The sequence below is a fragment of the Natrinema zhouii genome, from assembly GCF_013456555.2.
In the GTDB taxonomy this organism is placed as follows: domain Archaea; phylum Halobacteriota; class Halobacteria; order Halobacteriales; family Natrialbaceae; genus Natrinema; species Natrinema zhouii.
The window spans coordinates 1,205,850-1,225,568 of record NZ_CP059154.1 but is presented as its reverse complement, the minus strand read 5'-3'; the positions used below and the strand labels follow the sequence as shown (position 1 = coordinate 1,225,568).

The 19,719-nt window shown below is 65.3% G+C and carries 18 protein-coding genes and 1 pseudogene; 5 read left to right on the top strand and 14 right to left on the bottom strand.

The window, feature by feature from the left end; genetic code table 11:
* Positions 1-11 precede the first annotated feature (11 nt).
* The 5 genes from HYG81_RS24750 to HYG81_RS24730 form a co-directional block, all read right to left on the bottom strand.
* A complete protein-coding gene (locus tag HYG81_RS24750; RefSeq protein WP_180842320.1) occupies positions 12-2,918 on the bottom strand; it encodes a DUF1508 domain-containing protein in 2,907 nt (968 codons plus the stop codon).
* A 258-nt stretch (positions 2,919-3,176) separates the two neighbouring features.
* Complete coding sequence (locus HYG81_RS24745) at positions 3,177-4,391, bottom strand: HTTM domain-containing protein (RefSeq protein WP_340674433.1); 1,215 nt, start codon at positions 4,389-4,391, stop codon at positions 3,177-3,179.
* 406 nt (positions 4,392-4,797) lie between these two features.
* Complete coding sequence (locus HYG81_RS24740) at positions 4,798-5,625, bottom strand: pantoate kinase (protein ID WP_180842319.1); 828 nt, start codon at positions 5,623-5,625, stop codon at positions 4,798-4,800.
* Between the two features lie 396 nt (positions 5,626-6,021).
* On the bottom strand, positions 6,022-7,326 hold the full coding sequence (aspS, locus tag HYG81_RS24735) for an aspartate--tRNA(Asn) ligase (RefSeq protein ID WP_180842318.1): 1,305 nt from the start codon (positions 7,324-7,326) through the stop codon (positions 6,022-6,024).
* A gap of 153 nt (positions 7,327-7,479) precedes the next feature.
* Positions 7,480-8,160: a class I SAM-dependent methyltransferase gene (locus HYG81_RS24730; protein WP_180842317.1), complete on the bottom strand. Its 681-nt coding sequence runs from the start codon at positions 8,158-8,160 to the stop codon at positions 7,480-7,482.
* A 183-nt stretch (positions 8,161-8,343) separates the two neighbouring features.
* Between HYG81_RS24730 and HYG81_RS24725 the strand changes: the two genes are divergently transcribed.
* Complete coding sequence (locus HYG81_RS24725; protein WP_180842316.1) at positions 8,344-9,120, top strand: SIR2 family NAD-dependent protein deacylase; 777 nt, start codon at positions 8,344-8,346, stop codon at positions 9,118-9,120.
* Positions 9,121-9,211: 91 nt separating this feature from the next.
* On the opposite strand, the gene HYG81_RS24720 is transcribed toward HYG81_RS24725, so the two are convergent.
* From HYG81_RS24720 to HYG81_RS24700, 5 genes are all read right to left on the bottom strand, one after another.
* Positions 9,212-9,913 carry a phosphoglycerol geranylgeranyltransferase gene (locus tag HYG81_RS24720; protein WP_180842315.1) on the bottom strand — a complete coding sequence of 234 codons (702 nt, stop codon included), beginning with the start codon at positions 9,911-9,913 and terminating at the stop codon, positions 9,212-9,214.
* A 249-nt stretch (positions 9,914-10,162) separates the two neighbouring features.
* Complete coding sequence (locus HYG81_RS24715; RefSeq protein ID WP_180842314.1) at positions 10,163-10,336, bottom strand: hypothetical protein; 174 nt, start codon at positions 10,334-10,336, stop codon at positions 10,163-10,165.
* Between the two features lie 221 nt (positions 10,337-10,557).
* Positions 10,558-11,748, bottom strand: coding sequence for a threonine synthase (locus HYG81_RS24710; RefSeq protein ID WP_180842313.1), 1,191 nt, complete (start codon positions 11,746-11,748; stop codon positions 10,558-10,560).
* Between the two features lie 239 nt (positions 11,749-11,987).
* Positions 11,988-12,164, bottom strand: a complete 177-nt coding sequence (locus tag HYG81_RS24705) for a 50S ribosomal protein L37e (RefSeq protein WP_098725890.1) — start codon at positions 12,162-12,164, stop codon at positions 11,988-11,990.
* A complete protein-coding gene (locus tag HYG81_RS24700; RefSeq protein ID WP_180842312.1) occupies positions 12,161-12,388 on the bottom strand; it encodes an LSM domain-containing protein in 228 nt (75 codons plus the stop codon). The genes HYG81_RS24705 and HYG81_RS24700 overlap by 4 nt, the downstream gene beginning before the upstream one ends.
* Positions 12,389-12,708: 320 nt before the next feature.
* Between HYG81_RS24700 and HYG81_RS24695 the strand changes: the two genes are divergently transcribed.
* Entirely contained in the window at positions 12,709-13,017 is a 309-nt protein-coding gene (locus tag HYG81_RS24695; protein ID WP_180842311.1) for a hypothetical protein, read from the top strand.
* Positions 13,018-13,144: 127 nt separating this feature from the next.
* Positions 13,145-14,101, top strand: coding sequence for a zinc-dependent metalloprotease (locus tag HYG81_RS24690; RefSeq protein ID WP_180842310.1), 957 nt, complete (start codon positions 13,145-13,147; stop codon positions 14,099-14,101).
* A 312-nt stretch (positions 14,102-14,413) separates the two neighbouring features.
* Here HYG81_RS24690 and HYG81_RS24685 read toward each other — a convergent pair whose 3' ends face one another.
* The 3 genes and pseudogenes from HYG81_RS24685 to HYG81_RS24675 form a co-directional block, all read right to left on the bottom strand.
* Positions 14,414-14,638 (bottom strand): hypothetical protein, encoded by a 225-nt coding sequence (locus HYG81_RS24685; RefSeq protein ID WP_180842309.1) that lies wholly within the window; start codon positions 14,636-14,638, stop codon positions 14,414-14,416.
* Complete coding sequence (locus HYG81_RS24680; RefSeq protein ID WP_180842308.1) at positions 14,635-15,042, bottom strand: nuclear transport factor 2 family protein; 408 nt, start codon at positions 15,040-15,042, stop codon at positions 14,635-14,637. The genes HYG81_RS24685 and HYG81_RS24680 overlap by 4 nt, the downstream gene beginning before the upstream one ends.
* A 90-nt stretch (positions 15,043-15,132) precedes the next feature.
* Positions 15,133-15,685: pseudogene (locus HYG81_RS24675) on the bottom strand (hypothetical protein).
* 146 nt (positions 15,686-15,831) lie between these two features.
* On the opposite strand from HYG81_RS24675, the gene HYG81_RS24670 reads away from it, so the two are divergent.
* Positions 15,832-16,086 (top strand): hypothetical protein, encoded by a 255-nt coding sequence (locus HYG81_RS24670; RefSeq protein ID WP_180842307.1) that lies wholly within the window; start codon positions 15,832-15,834, stop codon positions 16,084-16,086.
* On the opposite strand, the gene HYG81_RS24665 is transcribed toward HYG81_RS24670, so the two are convergent.
* Complete coding sequence (locus tag HYG81_RS24665) at positions 16,083-16,658, bottom strand: SPW repeat domain-containing protein (RefSeq protein ID WP_180842306.1); 576 nt, start codon at positions 16,656-16,658, stop codon at positions 16,083-16,085. The genes HYG81_RS24670 and HYG81_RS24665 overlap by 4 nt on opposite strands.
* A gap of 219 nt (positions 16,659-16,877) precedes the next feature.
* On the opposite strand from HYG81_RS24665, the gene HYG81_RS24660 reads away from it, so the two are divergent.
* Positions 16,878-19,625, top strand: coding sequence for an AAA domain-containing protein (locus HYG81_RS24660; protein ID WP_180842305.1), 2,748 nt, complete (start codon positions 16,878-16,880; stop codon positions 19,623-19,625).
* The last annotated feature ends 94 nt before the right edge of the window (positions 19,626-19,719 follow it).

The window sequence follows — 19,719 nt, the reverse complement described above, 5'->3', positions numbered from 1 at the left end:
CGGTGCGGGACTTACTCGGTGAAGGTGATCCAGCCGTCGGGTGCCTGCGCCTTCACGTCGTTCATCGCCTCGCGGGCGTCCGTGCGGTTCTCGTAGGTCTGCGTGCTCTCCGCCATCGTCGTCCCGTACTCGTCGATGAGCTGCCAGACCCAGCCGTCCTCGGCGGTGTGCAACTCGAAGGAGACGCTGTCGATCTCGAGGATGCTCGCCAATTCGATCAGTTCGCGGACGTCCTCGAGGGCCTTGCGTGCGGCGTCGACCGTCTCGTGCGTTTCGGAGCCGGACGCGACGGTGCGGCCGTCCTCGTCGATGAGCCGCCAGCGCCAGCGCTGGTCCTCGTCGGCGACGAGTTCGAACGAGGCGATGTCGAAGTCGACCCGTCCGGCCATCGGCGCGAGCTGACGAACCACTTCGACCGTCTCGAGCAGGTCGTCCTTGCTCTCGGCGGTGCCGACGGCCGCCGCGAGGACGTCGCGATCGCGATCGACGAGTTCCCACGACCAACCGTCGTTGCCGTCGAGCCGGATCACGGCGTCTTCGATCGAGAAGATCGGCGCGTCCAGCGCGTGGCTCTTGAGCGTCTCGACGCCGGCCATCGCTTCCTGGCGGTCGGCGGTGGAAACGGCCGAGTCGGCGATTTCCTCGCGGTCACGGTCGAGCAGTCGGAAGTGCCACTCGTCGGTGCCGTACAGCTGAACCGAAACGTCACCGATCGTGGAGCGGCGAGCCGATGCGGCGGCCTCGCGGACGTTGTCGAGGCTGTCGACCAGTTCGTCACGAGTCGAATGATCCTCGCCGGCGACAGCGACCGTTTCACCGGATGGCATGACGAACCGCCAGTGCCAGTCATCGGTCGCGTACGTCTGGAAGATCGACCGGTCCATCGTCCGCACGTCGGAGTCGAGATGCTCGAGCAAGCGGTTCATCGCCTGTCGAGCCGCCCCGCGGGTCGGGTGAGTCGCCGGGTCTTCGGCGACGAGCTTGCCGGCTTCGTCGATGAGCCGCCAGCCCCACTCGTCGTCCTCGTTAACGAACAGTTCGAACGCCGCGGTGTCGATTTCGAGCAGTTCCGCGTTGGGCGCCTGCTCTTTCAGCGTCATCATCGCCTCGGCGGCGTCGCCGCGCGAGGTGTGCTCTTCGCCGCTGTCGGCGAGGACGTTGCCGTCCTCGTCGATGAGCCGCCAGCGCCACTCGCCGGAGTCGGCCTCGTAGACCTGGAAGGCGGCGTTCTCGAACTCGATGAGCTCCGCCTCGCTGGCCTGCTGGCGAACGCGCTCGATCGCCGTCGTCGCCGCCTCGGCGTCACCGTGTGGCTCCGTGCTCGCGGCGACGACGTCGCGGTCGTCGGTGACGAGTCGCCAGTGCCACGGACTCGTGTCCGCCGCCTCGGCCGCATCGACGGTCGTTCCGCCGTCGGCCGCCGGTTCGGGCTCGTCGACCGTCGCGGGGAGGTCGTCGTCGGGCGTGGAAGCCGGGCTTCCACCCGAACTCGCATCGTTCGCCGGGTAAACCTCGTACTCCGCGTCCTCTATCTCGACGACGACGGCCTCGCGGGCGTTCTCGCCGAACTGGTCGGTCCACCGTTCCGAGCCGTCGCGTTCGGGGGTTCCCTCGGGCCCGCGCGCGACGACGTGCTCGTTCTCGTCGACCAGCCGGTAGCGCCACTCCTCGCCGGACTCGTAGAGCTCGTAGGTCGGCTCGCCGGCCACGGTGACCGACGCCGACTCGAGCGCCGGGAGCAACGCGTCGGCGGCCTTTTCGGCGTCACGCCGGGAGCCGAACGTATCAGTGCTGTTGGCGACGACCGCGTCGTCGGCGTCGACGAACCGCCAGGTCCAGCCGTCGGCCCGCTCGCAGAGTTCCACGCCGACGTGTTCGACATCGAGCACCCGCGCCTGATCGAACCGTTCGGCGAACGTCCGAGCGGCTTCTTCGGCGCGTTCCTGCGTAGAGTGGCCCGTCTCGCTCGAGGCCAGCGGGGTGCGTTCGTCGTCGACCAGTTGCCAGTACCACTGGTCACGTCGCTCCTCGTAGGTGAAGGCGGCGCCCTCGATTTCGATCACGTCGGCGTCCGGACCCCGATCCTTCAGGAAGCTCACCGACTCCTCGGCGCCGTCGCGCTGGTCGAACTCGCCGGCACAGGAGCCGACGATGGAGCCGTCGTCGCGTGCGAGCGTCCACTGCCACGTGCCGTCGCGGTCCTCGTAGAGTCGGAACGCCGAGGTCGTCAGCTCCATCAGCCCCGCGGAGCTGATCTGGGACTTGACGCGCTCGATACCCGCTGTGGCGTCCGGCCGCGTCACGGCGCTCTCGTTGCTCTGGGCCAGCGCCTCAAGGTGGAGGACGTGCCACTTCCAGTCGCCGTTTTCGTCACGGAAGACGGCGAACTGCGCGCCTTCCGTCGCGTCGCCGGTGAGAATCGGCGGATCTTCTGTCTTGCCCTCTTCCTCGACAAACATTCCCTTCTGGCCCGTCAGGACCGGCACGAGCGCGGTCACGCCCGCGATGATTCCGATACCGAGCGTGTAGACCGAAATGACCTCGACGCTGTAGTCGGTCCCGAGTTGTCGCCAGTTGTACGGATACGCCCACGCGAAAAAGCCGACGCCCCCCAGTGAAATCAACAGCCCGACGAAACTGACCTGAATGCCCCGTCGGCGGACCGGCAACATCAGGACGATTCCGAGCAGGCAGAACGCGAGCCCCGTCGCCGCCGTCACTCCGGAGAGACGGATGAGCGTGTAGGGGTTCCCCTCGCCCGCGTAGCCGACCACGAAGGTTGCCACGCCAGCGGCACCGATAATATACCCGACGATGAACAACCAGTAGCCGTAGACGTCCTTACTCGAGTCGGGTTCACCGACGTAATGTTCGTACAGCTGAAATAAGCTTTGGTGAATGTCAGTTTTCGAAGCCATTGTCAAACTTGACCGGATAACTAGAACGGACCATAATAAACTTCTGGCTACCAGTATTAGTTCTGATATATGGAACAGGACGCTATCCGGCGGGCTCGAACGGTCGACACGGCCGGTTCGGAGCCGTTGAAAGTGATACTCGAGCGACCGAGAACGTCGGTTTGACGGGTATCCAAGACGATCCGCTGACGATGTATCGGTATCAGTGATCGATCAGGGGCTGATAAATCCAGTATCGCGTTCAGTATGTTACCCTCGTCAGCCACAGACGGCAGTGGCTCGCGTCTGCGGAATCGGCTCTCCGACCGGTCCGTCCGCGTCGACGGGCTGTTCGACGCGATAGATCGTTACCGACTCGACGTCCGCTGGTGCGCGATCACAGAAATACGCTGCTGCCGACTCGAAGTGAGTGCTACTCGCGCCCTGTATCTTCGTTCCGTATCGTTTCCAGAGCGTCGTTGGATACCGATCCATCGCATCGGGCGGACGGTCGAAATCCGCCTCACTGCCGTCGACGAGATCCGTCGATTCCCCGGACTCGCGGTCGGCTTCGATGACGTACCAGCTATACGAATTCGGCGGGTCCGGCGCGAAAAACGCCCAGCTCGCACTCGAGAGTACGTCATCTCCTCCCGCGGCCGGGGAATCGACGAGACCCGCTGCGACGACCTGCCAGCCCCCTACGGTTACGAGAAAACAGACGAGGATTCCAGTCGTAAGGATATGTACGCCGCGTCGGATACGCGGTGAGAAGGTGGACTCGGACGACTGTCCACCGGAACTGTCGCTGTTCTCCCTCGCGAGCGACTCGAGGCGATCCGTGACCCCGTACTCGACGATGAACCGGTCCATGCGATCCCACATTCGCGGCGGGAGGAACAACAGCAAGCCAGTGCACATGACGAACGGAAAGGCACCCAGCCGCATCGTCGCTGCCATCCCGAGGTGTGCGCCGATGAATACGGCCACGACCGTGATCCGGAGCCAACCGGTCGCGAATACGAGCAGCACCGAGACGGAGAGCACAGCGATCCAGAGCCAGTTGACCGCTGTGAGGACCGCAGGATACTCCGCGACGGTCGGACCGAGCACGTAAACGAAATCCTCCAGTTGGAAGATACGCCGGACAGCGATGCCGCTCGTCCAGGCGTCGCTCTGGAACTTGAGGACTGCATTGATCACGTAGATGACGACGATGTGCAGGAGAATCGCGGCGGTCGCCATCGAGACGATCCGATCGTCGCCCTGCCGACGTCGACCGCGAAGCGACCACCGCGCGTCGAGCGGGAGAAACGCTGCCAGGAACAGCAGCGAGACGAGAATGGTATCGCCGCCGTTGACCAGGTACGGATTGCGAGCGTACAGTGACGCGAGCAGCAGTGCCGAGCCGACCGTTGCAAGTCGGGACCGGTAGCCGACGAGCAGGCACGCGGCGACGATGGCGGTAATTCCGACTAACAGCACCTGTCCCACCACGGACCCCGAAATTGCGTACGGAGGACCACCGCGCGAGCGACGGTGCCGTTTCGGCGAGGGTCGACCGAAGGAGAATCCCCGCGTCCGTGTAGAACGTCGCTAGCCCCGGGACCCGTAGAACGAGGAGGTCGAGGAGGATGACGAGCCCCAGTCCGATCCGGAACGCCCCCAGTGCTCGAGTATCGATCCCGAGACGCGAGCGGATGCGCGCTCGAAGCCACGTCGCTGTCGATACGTCATCGCTCGGAGCCGTCGGTTCGGATCGGGAGACAGTCATAGCGGCCGAAGGGAGGTGACCGCTGGGTTGTCAACCGATGTATGAGTATTTTCTCTCTGTCCGGTCTCGACAGGCTGACCAGGTACAGCCGAACCACGACTGCATGGGTTCACCGTCGTTCGAGTCTCAACGGAGCATGGCACCGGCCGGATGCGTCGCACAGACCGACGGCTCGTAGCCCGCGTCGGAGAGCCCCGACCCGAGCGCGAAGACGGTTTCGCCGAGCATGGCCATCGACGCCTGTCCCTCGACCGCGGAGACGTCGGCGATCGTTTCCATGACCTGCTCGGTCAGCAGGCCGGCGTCGCGTGCGAACAGCCGCGAGGCGTACATGAAGGACGACAGCGTCGGCTCCTCGACGACTCGAGAGAGGGCCTCCTTCCCTGCAGCCGTCAACGCCTCTGTGTCACCCGAGAGCACCTCGGCTGTCGAGAGTTCGCCGAACGAGAGGTACTCGACGCGCGCCCGCGACGGAATCGCGTCGAGTTTGTTGTCCTGTGGCCCGCCGGGCTCGAGGCGGATCGGAACGCCGCCGTGGGCCTGCGCGACCACGTCGCCGAGCCCCGTTCCGGCCTGCACCTCGGCACCGTGGGCGATCGTCACGAGTTCGTTGAGCGAGAGCTTTCGTTCGAACACGCGGTTCGCCGCGAGTGCCGTCCCGAGGGCCATCGCTCCGGAAACGCCGAACCCGGCTCCGAGCGGGAGTTCGGAGTCCGCCTCGACTCGAGCGGTGACGTCGAGCGTCTCGAGAACGGTCGCTACTGGTTCGACGTCAATTTCCGTCCCGTCGAGTACGACGGTCGTCTCCGTCGCGGGTTCGACCGTTACGTCGACACCGTCTGTCAGCGTCAGTCCCGCACCCCGTGAGCCGGCCTTTGTCGGGTCATCGGCCGGATGGGCGCTGAAAAATCCCGTCACGTGACCGGGAACGAACGCCGTCGCCTCCTCGCGCATTACGCCCTCGCTTTCGGCCGGAACGGTATAACGTTGAAGATTCGGCGCTCGGCTCGTCTGTCCGATCTGACGACGGTCTCGAACACGCTCGAAAATTCGTCGTCGACGGTGACAGCCGCTGCCGGTCTGGCGAGACTCACTGCGTTCGTCTCGCTGGCTCCCAGGCTGCCGCCTAGGGCGACAGACGCTGGCGCTCACGCAAAACTCGTTTCGCTTGCTCCCAGAGATTTCGCCCTACGGGCTCAATCTCTGGCGATCTCGCGGGAACACCGTTGGACTCCCTCCGGTCGTCCAACGAGCCCCCGATCGACGAACAGCGACCTCGCCTACGGCGAGAGTCGCTGCCGGTCCGGCGAGACTCCCTGCGGTCGTCTCGCTGGCTCCCAGGTTTGTCGCCTACGGCGACAAACGCTGGCGATCTCGCGGGAAGAGAACCGCTTCTCGGATGTTATCCAGTCCGAGAATCGTCATAACGAGTCGCTCGCCGCCGAGACCGAAGCCGGCGTGGGGCGGCATCCCGTACTTGAACATCTTGGTGTAGTACTCGAACTGGTCGGGGTCGAGCCCCTGCTGTTCGAAGCCCTCGATGAGCTTCTCGTGGCGGTGTTCGCGCTGGCCGCCCGAGACCAGTTCCATGCGCGGGTGCATCAGGTCGAAGCCGGTCGACAGCTGCGGATCGTCGTCGTGATCCTTGATGTAGAACGGCTTGATCTCGCTGGGCCAGTCCGTGATGAAGTAGTGGCCGCCGACGTCCTGACCGAGGGCCTTCTCGGCTTCCGTCGAGAGGTCGTCGCCCCAGACGAGCTGTTCGTCGAGTTCGCCCGTCGCGTTGATGCGCTCGATGGCGTCCTCGTAGCTGATGCGGGGGAAGGCCTCCTCGGGCACGCCGAACTCGTCCTCGAGACCGAGCGCCTCGAGTTCGTCGCCGCAGTTCGCTTCGATGGCCTCGTAGGCGGCGCGAACGACGCCCTCGACGACGTCCATCGCGTCGTTCTGATCACAGAACGCGCCCTCGAAGTCGATCGAGGTGGCCTCGTTGAGGTGTCGCGGCGTGTTGTGTTCCTCGGCGCGGAAGATCGGACCGATCTCGAAGACGCGCTCGACGTTCGAGCCGGCGATGAGCTGTTTGAACAGCTGCGGCGACTGGTTCATGAACGCTTCCTCGCCGAAGTAGGTGATCGGGAAGAGCTCGGTGCCGCCCTCGGTGCCGGTGGCGACGATCTTCGGCGTGTTGATCTCCGTACAGCGGAACTCGCGGAACTGCTCGCGCACGGCGCGCAGGATCTCCGAGCGGATCTCGAAGATCGCCTGGACCTCGTCCTTGCGGAGGTCGAGGGTACGGTTGTCGAGTCGCGTCGAGAGGTCGGCGTCGACCTTCCCCGAGGGATCCAGCGGCAGTTCGGGGTCGGCGGGGGCGACGACCTCCACGGACTCGGGCGTGACCTCGACGCCCGTCGGCGCGCGGGGCTCTTCCTCGACTGCGCCCGAAACCTTGACGACGCTCTCGCGGGAGACACCCAGCCCCGTCTCGACGAGGTCGTCGTCCATCTCGTCTTTCTCGAACTTGATCTGGATCTTGCCGGTCGTATCTCGGAGAATCAGAAAGGCGATGCCCCCGAGATCGCGGATCTCGTGGACCCAGCCGGCGACCGTCGCGTCGTCGCCCGGCTCGGCGTCGGCAGTGTAGGTTCTGTCCTGCATACCACCCGATTCACGTAGGCGGAACTTAAGCACAGTCGTTCGCACCGAGATGCGCGGGCCCGTCGTAACCCACAGTCGGTAATCCGTTCGGCATCGCGACGGTCCGTGCGAAACGGAACACGGTTCGACCAGCGAGGCTCCGACTCACCCGACTCACTGGGAAACCGTGCCGGCCAGAACGTAATACTCGTGGTGTGGCTCCCGCCCCCACAACACCGAATCGACGAGCGGTTCGTACTCGATGTCTCGGAGGCCGTATCGTTCGAGGACCGCACGCAGTTCTTCGGGCGGTCGTCCGTCGTACATCGGCAGGTCATCGTGGATTCGTTCGTACTCGTCCCACGGTTCGGCGTGGTCCCAGTAGCCCTCGATCACGAGAATCCGACCGCCCGGTTCGACGACCCGCTGCCACTCCTCGATCGCCGCCTCGGGGTTCGGGAGCGTCCAGAGGAGGTGGCGAGCCGTGACCAGATCAACGGTGTCGTCGGGAACCGCGAGGGCCTCCGCGTCTCCGCGGTAGAAATCGGCCGACCGGCCCGCCTGTTCGGCTTTCTTCCGGGCGCGCTCGAGCATCTCCGGCGCGAAGTCGACGCCCGTGACGTCGTGGCCCAGTTCCGCCAGTAGCAGCGAAACAACCCCCGTCCCACACCCGATATCGAGCACCTGCAGCGGGTCGTCACCGGTCCACTCGCGGAGGACTGCCAGCCACTGGTCGCGCTGTTCCTCGCTGTGGATGCCGTGCTGGCTCGCGTCATCGAACGTCGTCGCGCGCCCGTTCCAGTGCTGTCGGACGAGTTCCTTGACGGCATCCCCGTCCTGATCCGGTCGCGTCATGCAGGAATCTGCCTCATCTGTACCGACCTTCCTCTAGATCCGATAAAAGCATGGGGGTCGTTACGGTCGTCTCCGTCGCACGCAGCTATTCAATACGAATATTTGACACGAAGGTACGTCTGAAGAGCGGCATTCAACAGTGCCAGACGAACCGTTTTGCCGTGCCAGTACGATTCCGACTGTATGGACGACCTCGAGCGACTCGCCGCCGACGTCCGGAGCGCAGACGCAGTCGTCGCGTTTACGGGCGCAGGCATCTCGGCGCCCTCCGGCGTCCCGACGTTTCGGGGCGACGACGGCGTCTGGGAACAATTCGACGAGGGACAGTTCGCCTACGGTCGGTTCCAGCGCGATCCCGAGGGCTTCTGGGAGGACCGCGTCGAACTCCAGCGGGAGCTGTTCGGCGGCGACTACGAACCCAACGCGGCCCACGATGCGCTGGCCGAGATGGGGAAGGACGGCGACCTCGAGGCGATTCTCACCCAGAATACGGACGGCCTCCACGGCGACGCGGCCGCGGCGGTCGACGGCAGCGGGGGAAACAGCGACCCGCCCATCCTCGAACTCCACGGCAACGCTCGGCGGGTTCGCTGTACCGACTGCGGGAAGCGCCGGGACGGCGATCCGATTTTCGAACGCGCGGCCGACGGCGAACTGCCGCCGACCTGTGACTGCGGCGGCGTCTTCAAACCCGATGTCGTCCTCTTCGGCGAACAGCTCCCCGGTGCGGTCATCCAGCGCGCCCGCTCGTTCGCCCGCGAGAGCGACGTCTTCCTCGCGATCGGCTCCTCGCTCGTCGTCGAGCCCGCCGCCTCGCTCCCGCGACTCGCCGCGTCGACCGGCGGGACCGTGGGGATCGTCAATCTCGAGCCGACGCCGTGTGACGATATCGCCGACGTGGTCTATCGCGAGGACGTGACAGACGCGCTTCCCCGGCTTCGGGAACTGACCGACGAGTGACTGCTTCGCGATGCTGGACGCGGTCGTTACAACGGAACAAAATCAGGGAGACTACTCGCAGATCGGAGACTCGAGACGGGTCGATCGCAATCTACGCGTCGTTCGCCGCGGCGACGGTTTCCCGAACCGCCTCGATTCCCTCGTCGTGTGCGAGGTCGCCGACGACGATGACGTCGGCGTACTGGGCCATCGAGTACGCGGAATCGTAGTCGTGAATGCCGCCGCCGTAGAACAGCGTCGACTCGTCGGTGGCCTCGGCGGCGGCCTCGATGACGCCCTCGTCGCCGAGCATGCCGGAGTACTCCACGTAGACGATTTCCTGACCGAACATGTGCTCGGCGACGGTCGCGTAGGCGGCGACGTCGTCGGCACCGAGATCGCAGTTGGCCTCCGTCAGCTCCGCGACGTCGGCCTCGGGGTTCATCACGATGTAGGCCTCCGTCGTCGTTCGCTCCCAGTCGAGTTCGCCCTCGAGTCGGACCCACTCCTTGTGGGCCTCGGTGATCCAGAACGGCGAGCCGGCGTTGAAGACGGTCGGAATGAGGTAGCCGTCCAGCGCGTCGTCCTCGAGGACGACCTCGGGGTTGGAGGGCTCCTGATAGAGCGCGACGTCGTGTTCGGCGCAGGCCTCGATGACTGCACCCATGTTCTCCTCGGTGATTCCCATGGTGCCGCCGACCTCGATCGCGTCGGTTCCGGTCGCACAGAGATCGCCGTAGGTCACGCCGTCCGGAAGCTCCTTGTCCGGATCGAGCTTGAGAATATGGTTCCAATCGTCCCAGGGGGTAGTCATACCGCGTCGTTTCCCGACAACCAGCAAAAGCGCTACGGAACGACCCCGTCTCGAGAATCACGCATCGAACCCGGGAGCGGATCAGGATCGAGGTCGGATTCAGATTCGACCTGCTGGTCCGCTCGAGCGCCACACGGCACGGTCGACCGCGTTTGATCTCAGTCTCCAGTCGCGGGCGGCAGATCGCGTTGTGCGACGGCGAGTCGGTACGCTACAGGCGGCTGCAACTGACCGGCGCACTCGGCCCGATCACAGTTGCTCGGCGCTGACAGCTCGCATCGAGCTGTCGTTCTCGACTTCCCAGATACGTAGCACGAGGTGTGCCTTGCAGTAGTATTCGGCAGTCTCGAGACCAGTCTGCCCGTTCTCGAGGACGAGCTGGCACATGTCCCCGTTCGAACACTCTGGTGAATGTTCACACATTGGTACTCGGTTCGTTTACTCCCCTCGCAGGCAAGACGTTGTCGGTGGAACCGTTCGGTCTTTTTTAGTCGCCCCTCGCCCCCGCTGCCGGTTCTGACGGCTGTACGGCGTGATATTACCCGCTACTGCGCGGGATGGGTGAGAGCCGTCCCTCTCGAGAAACGATGCCGAAAACGGAGAATCGCTTCAGTTCTCGAGCGCAGTACAGAACGGGATCGACGCTAGACGCCCTGACTCATCAGATGGCTTCGCAACACGTCGGCCTCCTTGTTTCCGGATCCCGTGTTGACGATGACGACCGTTTCGTCGCCGTCGAACGCGCCGCGTTCCGCGAGCTCCCACGCCCCGCTCGCGGCCGCCGCCGCGCTCGGGATGAGTTCGAGTCCCGTCGTCTGGGCCACCCGGACGGCGGCCTCGAGGATGTCCGCGTCCTCGGTCGCGACCGCGCCGCCGTCGGTGTCGCGAATCGCCTCGAGGACTCGCGGGCTCGCCGCGGGGTCGGGGATCTCGAGTTCGCCACAGATCGTATCGGGATGTTCGACCGGCTCGTGCTCGTCGCGGTCGTCATCGAACGCATCGACGATCGGTGCACAGCCCGACGCCTGGGCGGCGTAGAGAGCCGGCAGGTCGTCCGTCAGACCCAGTTCCCGAAACTCGCGTGCGGCCTTGGCGAGTCCGACGAGCCCGGTGCCGGCTCCCGTTGGGTAACAGATCGCGTCGGGAACGTCCCACTCGAGTTGTTCGGCGGTCTCGTAGAACAGCGTCTTCGCGCCTTCGTGGCGGTAGGGAGTGTCGAACGATCGGAGGGAGTACCAGTCGTCGTGTTCGGCCAGCCCCTCCTCGAACGCGCCGGCGGCGTCGCCGAACCGGCCGCCGACGATGTTCATGTCGCCACCGTGGACGTTGACCATCGCCTTGTTCGTAAAGCCGGATCGGGAGGGCAGATACGCATGCGAGTCGAGCCCCGCTCGGCCCGCGTAGGCCGCGACGGCCTGTCCGCCGTTGCCCGTCGAGGGGAGCGCGACGTCGGTCGCGCCGTGGTGAGCGGCCGCGGTGACGGCCACCGACGCGCCGCGATCCGTGCTCGAGCCGGTCGGATTCCGGCCCTCGTCCTTGATCAGCACGCGTCCGACGCCGAGTTCGTCGGCCAGCTCGGGGCAGTCGACGAGCGCCGTCGCTCCCTCCCCGGTCGTCACTGCCGACTCGCGAGTGAACGGGAGCAGTTCCACGTAGCGCCACTGCGAGTCGAACGGTCGGGTGGCGAGCGTTTCGCGATCCAGTTCGATCGCGTCGTAGTCGTAGCTCGGATCGAGCGCGCCGCCACAGTCCGGGCAGCGGTGGGACTCGGAAGCGTCGACGGCGGCCCCGCAGTCGACGCACTCGAGGCCGGTAAAGGCGTCTGTCGTCTCCATACGCGACCCTTCGCGGCGTCGAACTAAGGGCTGTTCATCGGCGATTCGGCCCCAGCGAGACGGCTCGAGGGACGGGGCCGAGAGCCGGAACGGGGGTCTGGCTCTGGGAGACGAAACTGGGGTCTGGCCCCGAGAGACGAAACTGAGTACAGAATCAACGGAGAGAGCCGAGATTGAGAATAGCAGTGACTACGGTGTGATTCGAGAAAACGGCAGAATCGAAGGGGAGAACGGAGCGCTCAGTTGTCGCCGGTCTTCGACTGCCACTCGTAGCTGCGGCGTTTGGCGGACGTGCCGAAGCCACACGACGAGCACTTCTTCTTTTTGGTGTGGTAAGACTTCTCTCCGCAGCGACGACATTTGGTGTGAGTCGTCTTGTTCTTCTTTCCTTGGCTCGGGGTTCCTGCACCAGTCATGGAGTTATCGAAACGACGTTGTCGCCGCGTATAATGGTTGTGTCTTCGACTGGCGCTTCGTCGTCGACTTCGCCCTCGACGGGAACCGTCACATCCTCGAGCACCAGGTTCATGTGCTGATCGTAGCCGGCGAGGTCGCCGACGTGTTCGTCGCCACTCTTGAGTCGCACCGTCACGCGTTCGCCGAGCGACGCCTCGAGGACGTCCAGCGGTCGTCCACTCATACGCAACACCGCAGGTGACGGACACTTAATCGTACCGGTCCGGAGCCCGATTCCGGTTGGGCGAGCGACGCTACCGTCTGCCGCGGGAACTGACGACATAGTACGACGGTTCCCTCCGGCGATTTCGAGGCCGAATCGGGCGAACAGACGCGGTGACGAAGACCGTAACCGCTCCTTACACACCCTAACAGCGTATCGTAGTCACTGAGAGCCACTGTACACCCGACCGACCGATAGTTTGCGATCGGTGTCTACATCGTTTCAGTGGCCCCTATAGAGCGAACCCAACGGCTAAGTGTGCCCTCGTTGAGCGTCCGCTCATGGGAGACAGAAAATTCACCCTCGTAGAGTTGCACTTCGACGGCGAAGCACAGTTCGGACTCGGATCGATCGGCGACGCGTTGCCGATCAGTAGTACCGAATCGGCGGCAGGGACAGACCTCGAGACGGAAGCCGAAACCGACGAGAGCGCGGACGACGAGTCCGGCGGCAAGGGCAAAAGCGCCGTCGGCGCGCTGGTCGCACTGGTCGTCCTCGTCGGGATCGCCGTCGCCGCCAAGAAGTTCCGCGGCGGTGACGAGGAACCAGAGCTCGAGGCCGAAGAAGAACCGGACGTCATCGTCAACTGACCGCCGGCGTTCGCGGCCCGCCGTTGACGGGTCCGCGATCGGTCGGTAGCTGGCAGACGGCGTGGAGTCGTCGCACCGACTCGAACCGAGCCGAACGCTTTTGCGCGTCCTTCCCATACCGATACTCGTGAACCTCTATCGTAGCGCCCGGGCCGTTGCCGGGGCGTCCGGTGACGATGCGATCGACTGGCGGTCGGCCGCCGATGCCGCCAAGGCGGCGACCGATCCCGGCTCGCTCGAGCTCGAGCCCGGCGAACGCGAGGCCTACGCTCGCGATGTTCGGGATGCGCGGGCCGCCGTGCGGACGGTTTCCGGTGCCGACTTCGACGTCCCCGAGACCGTCGAGATCCAGAACCGCCACCACTGGATCGACGCCAACGTCGCCACCTTCGAGCGGGTCATGGGAACCCTCGAGACCCACACCGGCGCGTTCCCCGGCGTCGCCCGAACGATCAACACGGGAACGATGACCGTCCTACTTTCCTTCCTCGGACGGAACGTCCTCGGGCAGTACGACCCGCTCCTCCTGGCCGACGCGCCCGCGAACGACCACGCGCTGTACTTCGTCCGGCCGAACATTCTCAACGCCGCCGAGACGCTCAACGTCGACGCCGATCGGTTCCGCCGCTGGATCGCCTTCCACGAGGTGACCCACGCCGCCGAGTTCGGGGCCGCGCCGTGGCTCTCCGACCACCTCGAGGCCCGCATGGAAGACGGGATCGCGACGCTCTCGCAGGGCTCGTTCGATCGGGCGGCCTTCCGCGACCTCGACGCCGCGATGACCGTCGTCGAGGGCTACGCAGAACTCCTGATGGATCACGCCTTCGACGAGGAGTACGAGGACCTGCGCCGCAAACTCGACGAGCGCCGACAGGGGCGGGGGCCGCTCCAGAAGCTCTTCCGTCGCCTACTCGGACTCGGGCTGAAGGAACGCCAGTACGAGCGCGGCAAGAACTTCTTCGAACACGTCGTCGCCGTCCGCGACCTCGAGACGGCGAGTCTCGTCTGGGAGCAACCCGAGAACCTCCCCAGCCACGACGAACTCGACGCGCCGGGGACGTGGATCCAGCGCGTCGATCGCTAATTCGGAGTTGTTTTTCAGGGCGCTGTCCCTTGGTCCGATGAGTTGATCCAGTCTGTTGTGGATTCGACAAGAGCGGTGCCAACGTCAAGCGCCCTGCTATCGTGGCAGCAGGGAATCGCCACGCCCTCCCCAGCCGATTCGCTCGGTCATTCTTCCCTCGCTCATCCCTCGCGCAGTTTCGGGCCGCGGCTCACAGTCTGTTCGCGGTTCCCTGCGGTCACCGCTCACGACATCGAGGCCTTCACTTCGTTCAGGCCTCGCAGTTCGCCGCGGCACAGCGCGCGCCACCGCACGTGGACTCGGCATCGTGGTTCAATCGGTCGTAATCCAAATCAAGTACCAGAGCAACGCGCCGCCGGCGACGATACCGCCGAGTATCGCCGCGCCGATCACCAGCAACGGCGCGTTGCTCTGGAGGGCGATCAGGCCGCCGGAGAGCCCGACCAAGAGAACGAAGACGACTTTGAGCTGATCACCCCCGTCCGGCAGATCGTTCGAGCGCGAGGGACCACGACCCGGACCGCGACCGCGGCTCATAGCTGGTGCGGAGCGCTGACGTGCAACACCGCGAACCGCCACTCGCTCGCACTCGAGCCGTCGTCGGGGTCACATTCGACCAACGTCCCGCTCCAGCGGCTCTCGAACCGGTAGCGCTCGCCGGTCGTCGCGTCCGTCCAGGCCATCGTCACCTCGTCCGCGACCGTCGCGAATCCGTCGCGTTCATCGACGACGAGGTTCGCGCTCTCGACCGTCCACTCCGCCGTCGTCTCGGTCTGTTCCTCGAGGGCCGCAGCGATCTCGCTCCCGCCGAACAGGGACTCGCTGATACCGAACTTCACGGTGGACTCGTCGTCGCAGAAATAGGGCTCGAGGGGGTCGCCGTCGCGGAGTGCCTCGTAGTACTCGCGGACGACAGCCTCGGGGGTCGCACTCGGTGACATGGCTCTACCGTCGAAGCCCGATCCCAAAGAATCACCGGACGCAGACGCAGGCGGCGACGAGTGTAGCCGCGAGTACCGCGGACCGCCCGCTCACATGAAGCCCCGGTCGACCTCGTCGGTCTCGATCAGCTCCTCGAGTTCCGAATTTAGCAGTTCGTCGGCCTCGTCGAACCGATCGGCGAGGTCCTCGAGTTCGTCGGGCCGATCGTACTGATCGTACGCCATCGGCCCGAACGCGGGGCTCTCGAGGGCATCCATCACGTCGTCGAAGAGGTCCTGCGGACTGGTCGGTGCGTCCGCGTGCGTCTCGAGGACGGTCTCGAGGCGCTTCCCGACGGTTTCGGCTTGCTCCTCGTCTTCGGGCGGTGACCTGGACCGCGAACCGCCCGCCCGAGTCCCGTTCAGGCAGGAACGAGCCGATCTCGTCGTCGAGGTTGCGAGCGACTCGGGTCCCGACGCCGCGGACCTCGAAGGGATTCTTCGCGTACGTTTTCAGGAAGAAGACGCCGGCCCGGGGATGCGCGAGGTACATGTCTTCGCCGACGCCGCCGGCGCGGTCACCGGCGACCGCGCGCCAGTCCTCCGGATCGACGTTCCGTTCGGTGACGTCCTCGAGTACGTCCTGCCACTCGCGAATCCGCATACTCGACGGGACGGTCGCCGGCAGAAAGAACGTATCGGTTCCGCCGAAAGACGCCGCGAGGGGACTGTTGGACCCGCTAACGGTTAGTTCGAACCAAAAAGAATACGATGACTCCCCCGGCAGAAACCGTAACCGACGATTTCCCCATGTCCGGTCGCCACTCACTCTCGTTCGTCGAACTGTTTCGTGCCACGCCGGCGAAGAGCGCGTTGCTGACGCTCGCACCGCTCGCGCTGGCGCTGGGTCAGTTATGGAATAGTTACGTTAACGGCGTCTCGCCCGTCGTCTCGATTACCTTCGCCGTCGTCATGGTCGGCTTTTCGGTCGTCGCGATGGGTCACCACGCGGCCGAGCATCGTATCCACCGACTCGAGGCCGAGTACGGTCCCGAGCGAGTCTAGGCACCCGTCCCGGGATCGGTCGCGACCGATCGCGCTTCGCGAGCCTCGTAGGCGTTGTACCCCGCCAGTCCGGCGATCAGGAACCCGGTCGCGAGCGTACTCCAGAACAGCCCGCCGGTCATCTCGAGCAGCGCGGCCGAGACGATCAGCCAGATGCCGAGGACGGCGGTCAGGGACGTGATGCCCGTACTGAGCGGGATGTCGTTCGTCAGTCGGTAGTAGTTGTAGCCGGCGGCGAGGGAGACGACGAGTCCGACCAGCACGTCGTTCCACAGCGGGGCTGGTGCGGTTTCGAAAACGAGTACCGATAGGGCGACCCACGCGCCGAAGACGGCGATGAGCAGGCTGCGAACCGACGTCTTGCGCCGGCGTTCCTCGTTCGCGACCTGAGTCGACTCGTCGCGCGGATCGCGGCCGCCGGATGGTTCCCCGTCGCCGACGCCGGTGCCGGAGTCGATGTCCGCGGACGCTTCTTCTTGCGGGTTGGTCGGCCCGTCGGCTCCGGCCCCGGTATCGATCCCGGTCCCGGACTCGTCGCTCGTCCGACGATCGTCGCGGTTCGGGTCACTCATGGCACCGAGCGTACGACTTGCGCTCCCAAAAGCGGCGTGCCTGTTCCGACAGGCCACTGCCCGAGTGAGAACTGCGACCGTCGGTAAGAAGATTTTACCGGCACTGAACACCGATCGCACGGCTCGTTTCGCGTCGACGAACGAACGCGGACGGGGTGTCGTCCCGATCCCGGTCCCGCGACCGATAGCGTTTTTGATCGCTCGCTCCTGACGATAGCTGTGCACGTACGCGGAACCGTCGCGGGCGAGGTCGACGTGCGGTCGGTGTCCACGAGCTACGGCGAGAGCGAACTCGCGGAGGTGCCGCTCCGGCCGGCCGAGGACGCGACCGACGGCGACTCGGTCGACGACGACACGCCCGTCGCTCGAGGCGACGGCGGGTCGGTGACAGTTCCGGACGGCCGCGAAACCACGACGGTCACCCTCTGGAACAAGTGGACCGAGTCGGCGGAGTTGCTCGAGCCGGGGATGGAACTGCTCGTCACGAACGCGAAAGAAGAGGAGTACGACGGCGAGACGCAGTACGCGACGACGGGCGACTCCTACGTCGTCGTCGAGCCATCCTTCCTCGTCAGTGTGACGTCGATCCGCAACTGGGTCCAGTGCCCCCGTCTCTATTACCTGAACAAGCTCTCCGGGGTGCCGCTAAACTACCCCGTCGTGAAGGGGACGCTCGTCCACGAGGTCTTCGGCGACCTGCTCCGCGGGCGCGACCTCGAGGAGTCGATCGACGCCCGCGTCGAGGAACGGGGACTCCAGCTCGGCCTGCTCGGTGAAACGCCAGAGGCCGTCACCGAGGAGATCCGAGAGAATGCGAAAGCGATCGAGGGCTGGCTCGAACAGGGCCGGCTGACAGACGAAGATAGCTGGCGCTCCGAGCAACTGCTCATCAGCGAGACGTTCGGGATTCGGGGCCGGGCCGACGCCGTCCGCCGCGGGGCGCCGGTCGAACTCAAGACGGGCAAGAACCTCAAGAAGGAGCCGCGGTTCAAGGACAAGGTCCAGGCCGCCTGCTACGCGCTCTTGCTCGAGGAACACGGCGGCGACGTCGACATCGGAACGCTCCTCTACACGAAGAACTCGGCGCTGGATCGCAACGAAGAGACCGGCGACCTCACGCCCGCGAAGGAGTTCACGATGGGCGACGGCCTCCTGAAGTACGTCGTTCGCCTGCGCAACGAGATCGCGGCGAAAGAGACGTCCGGCGATATCCCGACCGGCTACGAGGCCGACGCGAAGTGCGAGTACTGCTTCGAGCAGGACACCTGCATGGTCGTCTCGGGTCGGCTCGATCAGGAGTCCAAGGCCGGCCAGATCGGTCAGTCGCTGCCCGAGGAAGAACTCGAGTACTTCGACCGATTCTACCACGCGATCGAGGAGGAGCGCCGGGAGGTCCACCGCGAGTACGCCAAGCTCTGGGAACAGACGGCCGAGGAGCGGGCCGACGACGACCGCGCACTGATTAATCTCGAGTTCGTCGAAAAGCGACCGCTCGAGGAGGGGCGCTGGGAACTGCGGGCCGAGCGGACCGGCGGCGCGACCTCGAAGCTCCGCGAGGGCGACCTGGTGCTCGCGAGCGACGGCCATCCGGTTCGCGGCGATTCGGAGCTAGCGTGGGTCAAACGACTGGACGACGAGGTCGTGCTCACGGCGGACGAGCCGGTCGAGGTGACGCGGCTCGACGTCTACCCCTCCGAACTGACGACCGACCGGCTGCTCGTCGCGATGCATGACGCGCTCCTCAAAGGCGACGAGCGGCGAAAGGACATCCTGTTCGGGCGTGCAGACCCCGATTTCGAAGCCATCGATGAAACGTTCATCGACAACAACGAACGCCAGAACGAGGCCGTGACGAAGGCGGTCGGTGCGAAGGACTGCGCGCTGATCCACGGCCCGCCGGGCACCGGGAAGACCTACACCATCGCCCGAGCCATCCGAACAATGGTCGAACGCGGCGAGCGCGTCCTGCTGTCGGCCTTTACGAATCGGGCGGTTGACAACGCGCTCGAGGCCCTGCTCGAACAGTTGGACGACGTGATCGACGAAGATCGCGTGGTTCGGGTCGGCTCCGAGAGCGGGATCCGCGACGACATGGAGCCCTACCGCCTCGAGCGTTCGGGGGAGCCCGAGGACCGCGTCGCGAAACTCCAGAACGCGCAGGTGGTAGCGGCGACGACGTCGACCTGCGGCTCGCGGATCATGAAAGAGCAGGCCTTCGATGTCGCGCTGGTCGACGAGGCCGCACAGCTCACCGAACCCGGAACCTGCGCGGCGATCAACTTGGCTGAGCGGTTCGTGCTGGTCGGCGACCACGAGCAGCTCCCACCCGTCGTTCGGGCCGAAAACGACCTCACCGAGTCGCTGTTCGAGCGGCTCGTCGACCTCCATCCCGAGGCCGGCGTCATGTTGACCCACCAGTACCGGATGAACCAGCGCATTCAGGTCTTCGCTTCGAACGAGTTCTACGACGGCCAGCTTCGACCAGCGACGCCCGAGGTAGCGGGACGGAACCTAGACGACCTCGAGGGCGTCTCGCGCGACGCGCTTCCCGAGAGTCTGCGGGATCCCGTCTCGTTCGTCGACGTCGAAGGCGACCGGAGTCAGTACACCGACAGCGAGGAGGCCGCGCGGATCGCGGCCCTGATCGAGACGTACGAGGCCGCTGGCCTCGAGCGCACTGAGATCGGCGTCATCGCGCCCTTCCGCGCGCAGGTCTCGGAGATCTCCAAGCACGTCCCAGATGACGTGGCGGTCGACACCGTCGACCGCTTCCAGGGCTCGAGCCAGGAGGTCATCATCGTCTCCTTTACCGCGACCGGCTCGCTCGAGGGACCGATCTTCGAGGACTACCGGCGGATCAACGTCGCCCTGACTCGTCCCAAGCGCGCACTGGTGCTGGTCGGCGACTCGAGCGCGCTCGCGTCCGATCCCGTTTACGAGCGGATGCTCGAGTGGGCACGGCGGTGAGATGACGGGAAGCCGTCGAGCAGTGAGACGGCGATGAGACGTCGCGACGCGACACGGAGCAGTCACTGACCCGGCCCGAACTGCGACTCCCTAC

Bases quoted from the DNA above. Each gene is read 5' to 3' on its own strand.
- HYG81_RS24750 (WP_180842320.1), bottom strand. From the start codon at position 2,918: ATGGCTTCGAAAACTGACATTCACCAAAGCTTATTTCAGCTGTACGAA.
- HYG81_RS24740 (WP_180842319.1), bottom strand. From the start codon at position 5,625: ATGCGCGAGGAGGCGACGGCGTTCGTTCCCGGTCACGTGACGGGATTT.
- aspS (WP_180842318.1), bottom strand. From the start codon at position 7,326: ATGCAGGACAGAACCTACACTGCCGACGCCGAGCCGGGCGACGACGCG.
- HYG81_RS24730 (WP_180842317.1), bottom strand. From the start codon at position 8,160: ATGACGCGACCGGATCAGGACGGGGATGCCGTCAAGGAACTCGTCCGA.
- HYG81_RS24725 (WP_180842316.1), top strand. From the start codon at position 8,344: ATGGACGACCTCGAGCGACTCGCCGCCGACGTCCGGAGCGCAGACGCA.
- HYG81_RS24720 (WP_180842315.1), bottom strand. From the start codon at position 9,913: ATGACTACCCCCTGGGACGATTGGAACCATATTCTCAAGCTCGATCCG.
- HYG81_RS24715 (WP_180842314.1), bottom strand. From the start codon at position 10,336: ATGTGTGAACATTCACCAGAGTGTTCGAACGGGGACATGTGCCAGCTC.
- HYG81_RS24710 (WP_180842313.1), bottom strand. From the start codon at position 11,748: ATGGAGACGACAGACGCCTTTACCGGCCTCGAGTGCGTCGACTGCGGG.
- HYG81_RS24705 (WP_098725890.1), bottom strand. From the start codon at position 12,164: ATGACTGGTGCAGGAACCCCGAGCCAAGGAAAGAAGAACAAGACGACT.
- HYG81_RS24700 (WP_180842312.1), bottom strand. From the start codon at position 12,388: ATGAGTGGACGACCGCTGGACGTCCTCGAGGCGTCGCTCGGCGAACGC.
- HYG81_RS24695 (WP_180842311.1), top strand. From the start codon at position 12,709: ATGGGAGACAGAAAATTCACCCTCGTAGAGTTGCACTTCGACGGCGAA.
- HYG81_RS24685 (WP_180842309.1), bottom strand. From the start codon at position 14,638: ATGAGCCGCGGTCGCGGTCCGGGTCGTGGTCCCTCGCGCTCGAACGAT.
- HYG81_RS24680 (WP_180842308.1), bottom strand. From the start codon at position 15,042: ATGTCACCGAGTGCGACCCCCGAGGCTGTCGTCCGCGAGTACTACGAG.
- HYG81_RS24670 (WP_180842307.1), top strand. From the start codon at position 15,832: ATGTCCGGTCGCCACTCACTCTCGTTCGTCGAACTGTTTCGTGCCACG.
- HYG81_RS24665 (WP_180842306.1), bottom strand. From the start codon at position 16,658: ATGAGTGACCCGAACCGCGACGATCGTCGGACGAGCGACGAGTCCGGG.